The sequence below is a fragment of the Mycobacterium innocens genome (genome assembly GCF_900566055.1).
Lineage (GTDB): Bacteria > Actinomycetota > Actinomycetes > Mycobacteriales > Mycobacteriaceae > Mycobacterium > Mycobacterium innocens.
On sequence record NZ_UPHQ01000069.1, the window covers coordinates 1 to 10,821 of the forward strand.

Consider the following 10,821-nt stretch of genomic DNA (forward strand, 5'->3'; position numbering starts at 1 on the left):
CATGTTCGCCCACTGGGCGTGGATGACCGAGTTCTAAACGGACTAGATGAGAAGAGCGGAGTGATGGGAGACTGTCACGCTCCGTTCTGTGGGAGCCCCGGGGTGAGACCCCCCGGGGCCACCCGGCGCCCTAGCCCGCCCGGCAGGTCAATACTGGACACATCATGGTCGGTGAGCTGATGTTCGACGCGCCGCGCCGGGGCATGCCACCGCGGCACCTCGCCGACCTCGACGCGGCCGGCCGCGCGTCCGCTGTTGCCGAACTGGGCCTGCCAGCGTTTCGGGCCAAGCAGCTCGCGCACCATTACTTCGGCCGCCTGATCGCCGACCCGCGCCAGATGACCGACCTGCCTGCGGCCGTTCGCGACGTGATCGCCGCGGCGATGTTCCCGACTCTGCTGACCGCGGTGCGCGACGTCACCTGTGACGCCGGCCAGACTCGAAAGACGTTGTGGCGGGCCGTCGATGGGGCCACCGTCGAGTCGGTGCTGATGCGCTACCCGCAACGCAATACGGTGTGCATCTCGTCGCAGGCCGGTTGCGGCATGGCCTGCCCGTTCTGTGCCACCGGCCAGGGCGGCCTGACCCGCAATCTGTCGACGGCAGAGATCGTCGAACAGGTGCGGGCCGCCGCCGCGGCCATGCGGGACGACTTCGGTGATCGGCTGTCCAACGTGGTCTTCATGGGCATGGGAGAGCCGCTGGCCAACTATTCGCGGTTGCTGGCAGCCGTGCGGCGCATCACCGAGCCGCCGCCGTGCGGTTTCGGCATCTCGGCCCGCTCGGTGACGGTGTCGACGGTGGGTCTGGCTCCGGCGATCCGCAAGCTCGCCGATGAACGGCTTGGCGTGACGCTGGCGCTGTCGTTGCATGCGCCCGATGACGAGCTGCGTGACAGGCTGGTGCCGGTGAACAACCGCTGGAAAGTCGACGAGGCCCTCGGTGCCGCCCGCTACTACGCCGAGGTGACCGGCCGTCGGGTGTCCGTGGAATACGCATTGATTCGTGACGTCAACGACCAACGGTGGCGGGCCGACCTGCTGGGCCGGCGGCTGCACCGCGCGCTGGGGCGGCTGGTCCATGTCAACCTCATCCCGCTGAACCCGACACCGGGTAGTGACTGGGATGCCAGCCCCAAGCCGGTGGAGCGTGACTTCGTCAAACATGTTCGCGCGCAGGGTGTTTCGTGTACCGTCCGCGACACTCGCGGTCGCGAGATCAGCGCCGCCTGCGGACAGCTGGCCGCCGAAGGCGGATAGCTGGAGCGCGGGCGCATCGGGCCGGGCCTGCGGACAGCTGGCCGCCGAAGGCGGGTAGCGGGCGCATCGGGCCGGGCCTGCGGACAGCTGGCCGCCGAAGGCGGATAGCTGGAGCGTGATGAACCCCGGCACGGGGTATTACGTGATCAGGGCACCAACGTCCGAATACGAGGTCTGCCATGATTCTTCGTCTACCGTCCCCGACCAGAGCATTCGCCGCGGGCTTTGTGGCCGTCGCGTTTGCGGTTGTCTTGTTGCTCGGCGTTACCGGTGCGCCGCGTGCGATGGCTGCCGATGATCGTCTGAATTTCACCGCAACCACCCTCAGCGGCGCTTCGTTCAACGGGGCCAGCCTGCAGGGCAAGCCGGCCGTGTTGTGGTTCTGGACGCCCTGGTGCCCGTTCTGCAACGCCGAGGCGCCCAGTATCAGTCACGTAGCGGCCACCAATCCAAATGTCACTTTCGTCGGCATTGCGGCGCACTCCGACGTCGGCGCGATGCAGGGCTTCGTCGCCAAGTACGGCCTGAACTTCACCAACCTCAACGACGCCGACGGTTCGATCTGGGCTCGCTACAACGTTCCCTGGCAGCCGGCGTGGGTGTTCTACCGCGCGGATGGCTCGTCGACCTTCGTCAACAACCCGACGTCGGCCATGTCCGAACAAGACCTCGCCGGCCGGGTGGCCGCGCTGGCGTCCTGACGTCGTGGACCAGGGCCTGGTCGGTCTGGCGTTCGCCGCTGGGCTGGTTGCCGCGCTGAACCCGTGTGGGTTCGCCATGTTGCCCGGCTACTTGCTCTTGGTGGTGCGCGGGCTGCATCCCGCAGAACGTGGGGGCTTGCCAGCGCTCGTACGAGCGCTGGCGGCCACCGTGGGAATGGCGCTCGGCTTCACAACGGTGTTCGGGTTGTTCGGTGCCCTGACTATCTCGGCGGCCACGACGGTGCAGCGTTACTTACCGTACGCGACGGTTCTGATCGGGATTGTCCTTGTCGCCCTGGGGGTTTGGCTGCTGGCGGGTCGAAAGTTGACGGCGTTGACGCCCCGGCGGTTCGGCCCGCGATGGGCACCCACGGCCCGGCTGGGATCCACATACGGCTACGGCGTCAGCTATGCGACGGCCTCGCTGTCGTGCACCATCGGCCCGTTTCTGGCGGTCACCGGGGCTGGGTTTCGGGGTGGTTCGATCGCGGGCAGCATCGCAATCTACCTGGCTTACATTGCCGGTCTCGCCCTGGTCGTCGGCGTGCTTGCGGTGGGTGTCGCGGCCGCGAGTTCGGCGCTGGCCGACCGCATCCGGCGGGTCCTGCCGTTGGTCAACCGGATCAGCGGCGCGCTGCTGGTACTGACCGGACTGTACGTGGGTTACTACGGCCTCTACGAGCTGCGCCTGTTCGCGGGTGCTGGGGTGAACCCTCGCGACGGGGTGATTACCGCCGCTGGCCGGCTCCAAGGGGTCCTCGCCGGCTGGGTGCACGAGCACGGCGCCTGGCCGTGGGTTGCGGCGTTGGCCATGTTGACGCTCGGCTGGCTTGCCGGTGCGTGGTATCGCCGGGCGCGGCGTTCTACCTGAGCCAGCCGCGCCGGCGGCCCCACAAGTCGCGCACCAGCACAACGAGCGCCAGTGCGGCAAACCCGATCAGAAACCAGTCCTCGATGTGGCCGACGTGGTTGCCGCGCAGCATCGCCAGCAGCAATACGAATATGCCCAGCCCGACGATGTGCCAGGTGCGGTGGTTGATCCTGCTCCAGCCCCACTTCGCGGACGGCACCTCGGCGGGGTCAACGCCGGTGTACTGCTCCACCTCGGTACTTGCCACGGCGACTCCTCCGGTTCGGGTTCGGGTTTGGCTTCTGGCATCGGATCGGGGGTTTCCGACATTTTGACACACGCCGGATCAGCCGGGAGTCACCTGCCGGGCGACCAAGCGCGTCGTCGCTCACATATCCAGCGGATGACGCCAGCGCAGCCGGCGAAAGCGGGCGAAGCCGCGGTCGGCGCTCACCCAGGTCGCGTTGTTCTCCAGGGCGTAGGCGGCCAGATACGCGTCCGCGATGTCGTTGCCACTCGCATCGATATCGGCGGCGAGCTGCCGCAACAGCATCCAGTGCCGCTCGCCGGGGCCAAGCCGCACCGCGGCGGGCGCCGCGAGCAGCGCATCGATCCCCTGCCACGCGTCATGCGGGCTCGTCGGCTCGGTGAAGACGCGCCGGTTGGTCACCACCCGGACGAAGCCGGCGAGCGCTCCGTCTGGCAGACCTAGTGGCTCGTCGTCGTTGGCCAGCCGCTCGAGCAAACTGCGATAACTCGAATGTTCACGGAGGTCCGCCCGATGTGCATAGACGAGAACGTTGACGTCAACGCAAAGCATCGACCGACACGCCCTCGTCCATCGCCTCCGCGACGGCGGCGTTGGACGACAGATCTACACCGGGCCGAAGCCCGCCACTGCCCGTCGGCTGGACCCGATAGCGGCCGGCCGCCGGCTGCTCAGGCGGATTGAGACCACGCCGCACCGCGTCCTCGAGGACCGCGGCGACAGTGCGCCCGGAGCGAGCGGCCCTTGCCTTCACCTCGCGGTAGAGCTCGTCGTCGATCCGGATCGTCGTGCGCATGGCGACATCTTAGCATCAATCATAGGCATCAAGATGGCTTCAGATGATGCTCGGCACCGCGACTCGACGATCACCGTGGGCGTGGCGACGACAGGAGAGTTTGGCGGCACAATGATGAGGTGACAAACCCGACCGATGGGCATGACGGCAGCCGCTTGCGTGTCCTGGTGCTGGGCAGCACCGGTTCGATCGGCACGCAGGCGCTGGAGGTCATCGCCGCCAACCCGGACCGCTTCGAGGTGGTGGGGTTGGCCGCCGGCGGCAAAAATCTCGACACACTGCTACGGCAACGTGCCGAGACCGGGGTGACCAATATCGCCATCGCCGACGATGAAGCGGCGCAGGCTGTTGGTGACATCCCTTTCCACGGACCCGATGCCGTCACCAGGCTGATCGAGGAAACCGAAGCCGACGTGGTGCTCAACGCATTGGTCGGTGCGTTGGGCCTGCGGCCGACGCTGGCGGCGCTGGAATCCGGTGCCCGGCTGGCCCTGGCCAACAAGGAATCGCTGGTGGCCGGTGGCCCCCTGGTGCTGCGCGCCGCGCGGCCCGGCCAGATCGTGCCGGTGGACTCCGAGCATTCCGCGCTGGCCCAATGCCTGCGCGGCGGCACTCCGGACGAAGTGGCCAAACTGGTGCTCACCGCCTCCGGCGGGCCGTTTCGGGGCTGGGCCGCGGCCGACCTCGAGAGCGTCACCCCGGAGCAGGCCGGCGCCCATCCCACCTGGTCGATGGGCCCGATGAACACGCTCAATTCGGCCTCGCTGGTCAACAAGGGCCTGGAGCTGATCGAAACGCACCTGTTGTTCGGCATTCCTTATGACCGCATCGGCGTGGTGGTGCACCCGCAGTCGATCATTCATTCAATGGTCACCTTCATCGACGGCTCGACGATTGCCCAGGCCAGCCCGCCGGATATGAAGCTGCCCATTTCGTTGGCGTTGGGCTGGCCGCGCCGAGTGCCCGGCGCGGCCACCTGCTGCGACTTTGGTCAGCCGCAGACCTGGGAGTTCGAGCCGCTGGACAGCGACGTTTTCCCCGCGGTGGAACTGGCCCGGCACGCCGGCGAAGCGGGCGGCTGCATGACCGCCGTCTACAACGCCGCCAACGAGGAAGCGGCCGAAGCGTTTCTTGCCGGCCGCATCGGCTTCCCGGCCATCGTCGGGACCATCGCCGACGTGCTGCACGATGCCGACCAATGGGCGCTTCCACCCGCTACCGTGGATGACGTACTCGACGCGCAGCGCTGGGCGCGGGAACGGGCGCAGCGCGCGGTTTCCAGAGCAAGGCCGGCCGGAGCCTGCGAAAAGGTCTCCGGAAAGGCGTGAGAAAGGTCCATACAGCCTGATGATGTTCGTTATCGGCATTGTGCTGTTCGCACTCGCCATCCTGATCTCGGTGGCGTTGCACGAATGCGGCCACATGTGGGCAGCACGCGCCACCGGGATGAAGGTGCGTCGCTATTTCGTCGGCTTCGGTCCCACCCTGTGGTCGACGCGCCGCGGTGAAACCGAATACGGCATCAAGGCCATTCCGGCGGGCGGTTTCTGCGACATCGCCGGCATGACCCCGGTCGAGGAGCTCGCTCCCGACGAACGTGACCGCGCAATGTACCGGCAGGCGACCTGGAAGCGGGTCGCGGTGCTGTTCGCCGGTCCGGGGATGAACTTCGTCATCTGCCTGATGCTGATCTACGCGATTGCGGTGATCTGGGGCCTGCCCAACCTGCATCCGCCAACCCGGGCCGTGATCGGCGAAACCGGCTGCGTCGCAGCCGAAACCAGTCAGGGCAAGCTCGAGCAGTGCGTCGGTCCCGGCCCCGCCGCACTGGCGGGGCTGCGCGCCGGCGACGTCGTCGTCAAGGTCGGCGACACCCCGGTGTCCACGTTCGACGAGATGGCCGCTGCGGTACGCGCAATGCACGGCACCGTGCCCGTAGTCGTCGAGCGCAACGGCGCCACCATCACCGCCAACGTAACCATCGAATCCACCCGTCGCTGGTTGCCCACCGGGCAGGGTGGTCAAGTCCAGCCCGCCACCGTCGGCGCCATCGGGGTCGGAGCCCTCCGTCCCGGTCCTACCCATTACGGCGTGTTGTCCGCGACACCGGCCACGTTCGCGTTCGTCGGGGATCTGACCATTGAGGTGGGTAAGGCACTGGCAGCCATCCCGACCAAGGTCGGCGCGTTGGTCCATGCCATCGGTGGCGGGCAGCGTGACCCGGAGACTCCGATGAGCGTGGTAGGTGCCAGCATCATCGGCGGTGACACCGTGGACCACGGGCTGTGGGTGGCGTTCTGGTTCTTCCTGGCTCAGTTGAACCTCATCCTGGGCGCTATCAACCTGCTGCCGTTGCTGCCGTTCGACGGTGGTCATATCGCTGTCGCGTTATTCGAGAAGATCCGCAATATGATTCGGGCCGCTCGCGGCAAGGTGGCCGCGGCGCCGGTGAACTATCTCAAACTCATGCCGGCCACTTACGTGGTCCTGTTCTTCGTTGTCGGATACATGCTGTTGACCGTCACCGCTGACTTGGTCAACCCGATCCGGCTTTTCCAGTAACCACCTAGAGAGAAGGACCGACAGTGACCGTTGGCCTGGGCCTGCCGCAAAGTCCGAAGCCCCCGGCGCCCACGCTTTCCCCTCGGCGCATCACCCGTCAGCTGATGGTCGGTGATGTCGGGGTCGGCAGCGACTATCCGATTTCGGTGCAGTCGATGTGCACCACCAAAACCCACGACGTCAACTCGACGTTGCAGCAGATCGCCGAGTTGACGGCGGCCGGCTGCGACATTGTCCGGGTGGCCTGCCCGCGTCAGGAGGACGCCGACGCGCTGGCCGAGATCGCCCGGCACAGCCAGATCCCGGTGATCGCCGACATCCATTTCCAGCCGAAGTACATCTTCGCCGCCATGGAAGCAGGCTGCGCCGCGGTGCGGGTAAACCCGGGAAACATCAAGGAATTCGACGGCCGGGTCGGCGAGGTCGCCAAGGCCGCCGGTGACGCCGGGATCCCGATCCGGATCGGTGTGAACGCCGGCTCGCTGGACAAGCGGTTCCTGCAGAAGCACGGCAAGGCCACGCCGGAGGCGCTGGTGGAGTCGGCGCTCTGGGAGGCCTCGCTGTTCGAGGAGCACGGTTTCGGCGACATCAAGATCAGCGTCAAGCACAACGATCCGGTGGTGATGGTCCGCGCTTACGAGTTGCTGGCCGCCCAGTGCGACTACCCGCTGCACCTCGGCGTCACCGAGGCCGGTCCCGCATTCCAGGGCACCATCAAGTCCGCGGTCGCGTTCGGGGCGCTGTTGTCCAAGGGCATCGGCGACACCATCCGGGTGTCCTTGTCGGCCCCACCGGTCGAGGAAGTCAAGGTCGGCAATCAGATCCTCGGATCGCTGAACCTGCGACCGCGGACGCTGGAGATCGTGTCCTGCCCGTCGTGCGGTCGCGCCCAGGTCGACGTCTACACCTTGGCCAACGAGGTGACCGCGGGTCTCGAAGGACTGGACGTGCCACTGCGGGTGGCCGTGATGGGCTGCGTCGTCAATGGTCCGGGGGAAGCGCGCGAGGCCGACCTGGGCGTTGCTTCCGGAAACGGCAAGGGACAGATCTTCGTTCGGGGAGAAGTGATCAAAACGGTGCCCGAAGCGCAGATCGTCGAGACGTTGATCGAAGAGGCGATGCGGCTCGCCGCCGACATGGCAGCCGACGCCGAACAGGATCCGGGCGCGACATCGAGCGGTTCGCCGATTGTGACCGTAAGCTGATAGGCGCCAGCGCACGGTTCTGGTTTCGGTTCGCACCATAGAGGGTTCTTCAGATGTCGGCTCCGCCCATCTTGCGCCTGGTCGGCGAACGACGGGTGGCTGTGGTGCGTGATGCCGCCGCGGTATGGCGGGTGCTCGACGAAAACCCGGTCGAATCATGCATGGTCGCCGCGCGCGTCGCCGACTATGGCATCGAGCCGAATTCGATTGGCGGCGAATTGTGGACCCGACGCGGCGGCGTGGCGGATTCGTTGTGCTTCGCCGGCGCCAACCTCATTCCGCTGCGCGGCGGGTTGATCGATCTGAACGCGTTCGCTGACGAGGCCAAGAGCACAGCGCGGCGGTGTTCGTCGCTGGTCGGCCGGGCCGACCTGGTGTTGCCCATGTGGCAGCGGCTCGAGTCAACCTGGGGTCCCGCGCGCGACGTGCGCGACCATCAACCGTTGATGGCCATCAACAGCCACCCCAGTTGTCCGATCGACACCGAGGTGCGGCAGGTGCGGCCGGAGGAACTGGACGCCTACCTGGTGGCGGCCGTGGACATGTTCATCGGCGAGGTGGGCATCGACCCGCGGGTGGGCGACGGTGGCCGCGGCTACCGTCGCCGGGTGGCCAGCCTCATCGCGGCCGGACGGGCCTGGGCCCGTTTCGAGCATGGCGAGGTGGTCTTCAAGGCCGAGGTGGGATCGCAATCGCCGTCCGTCGGGCAGATCCAGGGGGTGTGGGTTCACCCGGAACGACGCGGCCTGGGCCTGGGCACCGCCGGCACCGCGACGGTGGCCGCGGTGATCGTCGGCAGTGGACGCATCGCGAGCCTGTACGTGAACAGCTTCAACACGGTGGCCCGCGCCGCCTACACGCGAGTCGGGTTCCGGGAAGTGGGCACCTTCGCCACGGTGCTGCTCGACTGACCCCGATCAGCGACCGTAACGCCACGCCGAAAATCTGGCCCGAATCTCGCCCTGACGTTGCATACGCGTTGCCGGGACTCAATAACAGTTGGGTCTCGGTGTGTCTGCGCGGCCGCTGCTGTCAGCCTTCTTAACATCAGTCACGATGGAAACTCGCATAACGTTAGCCTCAGTTGTCGCAGGTGTTCTGTTCGCGGTGGTCGCACTGCCAGGGTGTACTCCTCGGCCCGAAGGCCCCGGCCCGGCCGCCGAGAAGTTCTTCGCCGCATTGGCTATCGGCGACACCGCTACCGCGGCCCAACGCACCGACAACCCCAACGAAGCCCGCGAAGCACTCAACGCCGCCTGGGCCGGACTGCAAGCCACTCACCTGGACGCGCAGCTCCTCAGCTCGAAATACGCCGAGGATATGGGCACCGTCGCGTATCGCTTCACCTGGCATCTGCCCAAGAACCGGACCTGGAGCTACGACGGCCAGCTGAAGATGGCCCGCGACGAGGGCAACTGGGAGGTCCGCTGGGCCACTACCGGGCTGCATCCCAAACTCGGTGAGCACCAGACCTTTTCGCTGCGGTCCGACCCACCCAGACGGGCCTCGGTGAACGAACTCGGCGGTACCGATGTGCTGGCGCCGGGCTACCTGTACCACTACTCGCTGGACGCGACTGCGGCCGGAGCCGACCTGATCGGCACCGCACACGCGGTGGTGGAGGCTCTGCACCCATTTAACGACTCACTGAACGACCCGCAGCTGCTCGCGGAACAGGCCAGCTCGTCGACCCAGCCACTGGATCTGGGGGTCACGCTGCGCGCCGACGACAGCAATCGGGTCTTCGGGGCGATCGGACAACTGCCCGGAGTCGTGGTCACACCGCAGGCCGACCTGCTGCCCACCGACGACCATTTCGCGCCGGTCGTCATGACCGAGGTGAAAAAGGCCGTGATCGACCAGCTCGACGGACAGGCGGGCTGGCGGGTGGTCAGCGTCAACCAGAACGGCGTGGACGTTGCGGTGCTGCACGAAGTCGAGCCGTCGCCGGCGCCGTCGATCACCATCACCTTGGACCGGACCGTGCAGAACGCCGCCCAGCGCGTGGTGGACGCCCGCGGCGGTAAGGCGATGATCGTGGTAATCAAGCCGTCGACCGGCGAGATTCTGGCGATCGCACAGAATGCGGGCGCCGACGCCGACGGCCCGATCGCCACCACCGGCCTGTACCCGCCGGGGTCGACGTTCAAGATGATCACCGCCGGCGCGGCCGTCGAGCGTGATATGGCCACCCCCAACACCATGTTGGGCTGCCCGGGCCACCTCGACATCGGACACCGCACCATTCCCAATTACGGTGGCTTCGATCTGGGCGTGGTGCCGTTGTCGCGGGCGTTCGCCAGTTCGTGCAATACCACCTTCGCCGAACTGAGCAGCAAATTGCCGCCACGTGGTCTGACCCAGGCGGCCAGTCGCTACGGGATCGGCCTGGACTATCGGGTGGAAGGCATCACCACGGTGACCGGTTCGGTGCCGCCGACGGTCGACCTAGCCGAGCGCACCGAGGACGGGTTCGGTCAGGGCCGGGTCCTGGCCAGTCCCTTCGGCATGGCGTTGGTGGCGGCGACCGTGGCGGCGGGCAAGACTCCGGTGCCGCAGCTGATCGTCGGCCGGCCGACGGCGGTGGAGGGCGACGGCACGCCGATCAGCCCGAAGATGATCGACGCGCTGCGCCCCATGATGCGGCTGGTGGTGACCAACGGCACCGCCAAGGAGATCGCCGGCTGCGGTGAGATTTTCGGCAAGACCGGTGAAGCCGAATTCCCGGGCGGATCGCATTCCTGGTTCGCGGGTTATCGCGGCGATCTGGCGTTCGCGTCGCTGATCGTCGGCGGCGGCAGTTCGGAGTACGCGGTGCGGATGACCAAGATGATGTTCGACATCCTGCCGCCCGGTTACCTGGCATAGCCGGTCCTAGCCGTGTCCTAGCCGGTCCTGTTTATCGGCTCAGCGGCGCGGCTACAGGCCGTTCTGGAGGCCGTTCTGGCCGAAAATCAGCCCGCCGGCGCCGCCACTGCCCGACTTACCCGCAGGTGCGCCACTGCCGCCGTTGCCGCCGTTGCCGCCGCTGCCCAGCAGCCAGGCGTCGCCGCCGGGAGCGCCGTCACCGCCGGGACTGAGCCCGTCAACCGATTCGCCGCCGGCTCCGCCGGCGCCGCCGTCGCCGATCAGCCCGGCCTTGCCGCCGTGGCCGCCGGAGCCGGCGCTTCCTCCGGCGGC

At 67.2% G+C, this 10,821-nt stretch carries 11 protein-coding genes and 1 pseudogene; 8 read left to right on the forward strand and 4 right to left on the reverse strand.

Features of this window, described 5'->3' with window-relative positions; translation table 11 throughout:
* Positions 1–164 precede the first annotated feature (164 nt).
* The 3 genes from rlmN to EET03_RS08445 all read left to right on the forward strand — a co-directional run bounded on the left by rlmN (position 165) and on the right by EET03_RS08445 (position 2,831).
* The gene (gene rlmN / locus EET03_RS08435) at positions 165–1,259 is read left to right on the forward strand and encodes a dual-specificity RNA methyltransferase RlmN (protein WP_075540881.1); all 1,095 of its coding nucleotides are present in this window, start codon (positions 165–167) and stop codon (positions 1,257–1,259) included.
* Positions 1,260–1,438: 179 nt separating this feature from the next.
* On the forward strand, positions 1,439–1,960 hold the full coding sequence (gene dsbE, locus EET03_RS08440) for a disulfide bond-forming protein DsbE (protein WP_075540880.1): 522 nt from the start codon (positions 1,439–1,441) through the stop codon (positions 1,958–1,960).
* Positions 1,961–1,964: 4 nt separating this feature from the next.
* Positions 1,965–2,831 carry a cytochrome c biogenesis CcdA family protein gene (locus tag EET03_RS08445; protein WP_063471130.1) on the forward strand — a complete coding sequence of 289 codons (867 nt, stop codon included), beginning with the start codon at positions 1,965–1,967 and terminating at the stop codon, positions 2,829–2,831.
* On the opposite strand, the gene EET03_RS08450 is transcribed toward EET03_RS08445, so the two are convergent.
* From EET03_RS08450 to EET03_RS08460, 3 genes are all read right to left on the reverse strand, one after another.
* A complete protein-coding gene (locus EET03_RS08450) occupies positions 2,824–3,078 on the reverse strand; it encodes a DUF2631 domain-containing protein (protein ID WP_075540879.1) in 255 nt (84 codons plus the stop codon). The genes EET03_RS08445 and EET03_RS08450 overlap by 8 nt on opposite strands.
* Positions 3,079–3,198: 120 nt before the next feature.
* On the reverse strand, positions 3,199–3,630 hold the full coding sequence (locus EET03_RS08455) for a type II toxin-antitoxin system VapC family toxin (RefSeq protein ID WP_075540878.1): 432 nt from the start codon (positions 3,628–3,630) through the stop codon (positions 3,199–3,201).
* Positions 3,617–3,874 (reverse strand): ribbon-helix-helix domain-containing protein, encoded by a 258-nt coding sequence (locus EET03_RS08460; RefSeq protein WP_075540877.1) that lies wholly within the window; start codon positions 3,872–3,874, stop codon positions 3,617–3,619. The genes EET03_RS08455 and EET03_RS08460 overlap by 14 nt, the downstream gene beginning before the upstream one ends.
* 119 nt (positions 3,875–3,993) lie before the next feature.
* On the opposite strand from EET03_RS08460, the gene dxr reads away from it, so the two are divergent.
* The 5 genes from dxr (at position 3,994) to EET03_RS08485 (ending at position 10,509) form a co-directional block, all read left to right on the forward strand.
* Positions 3,994–5,202, forward strand: coding sequence for a 1-deoxy-D-xylulose-5-phosphate reductoisomerase (gene dxr / locus EET03_RS08465; RefSeq protein WP_075540876.1), 1,209 nt, complete (start codon positions 3,994–3,996; stop codon positions 5,200–5,202).
* Positions 5,203–5,221: 19 nt separating this feature from the next.
* Positions 5,222–6,436, forward strand: a complete 1,215-nt coding sequence (locus tag EET03_RS08470) for a M50 family metallopeptidase (protein ID WP_075540875.1) — start codon at positions 5,222–5,224, stop codon at positions 6,434–6,436.
* 23 nt (positions 6,437–6,459) lie between these two features.
* A complete protein-coding gene (ispG, locus tag EET03_RS08475; protein WP_063471136.1) occupies positions 6,460–7,641 on the forward strand; it encodes a flavodoxin-dependent (E)-4-hydroxy-3-methylbut-2-enyl-diphosphate synthase in 1,182 nt (393 codons plus the stop codon).
* A gap of 53 nt (positions 7,642–7,694) precedes the next feature.
* Positions 7,695–8,552 (forward strand): GNAT family N-acetyltransferase, encoded by an 858-nt coding sequence (locus tag EET03_RS08480; RefSeq protein ID WP_075540874.1) that lies wholly within the window; start codon positions 7,695–7,697, stop codon positions 8,550–8,552.
* 145 nt (positions 8,553–8,697) lie between these two features.
* Positions 8,698–10,509: a penicillin-binding transpeptidase domain-containing protein gene (locus EET03_RS08485; protein WP_099194070.1), complete on the forward strand. Its 1,812-nt coding sequence runs from the start codon at positions 8,698–8,700 to the stop codon at positions 10,507–10,509.
* Between the two features lie 51 nt (positions 10,510–10,560).
* Here the strand turns inward: EET03_RS08485 and EET03_RS30160 are convergent.
* Positions 10,561–10,821, reverse strand: a pseudogene (locus EET03_RS30160) (PGRS repeat-containing protein); the annotation flags it as partial.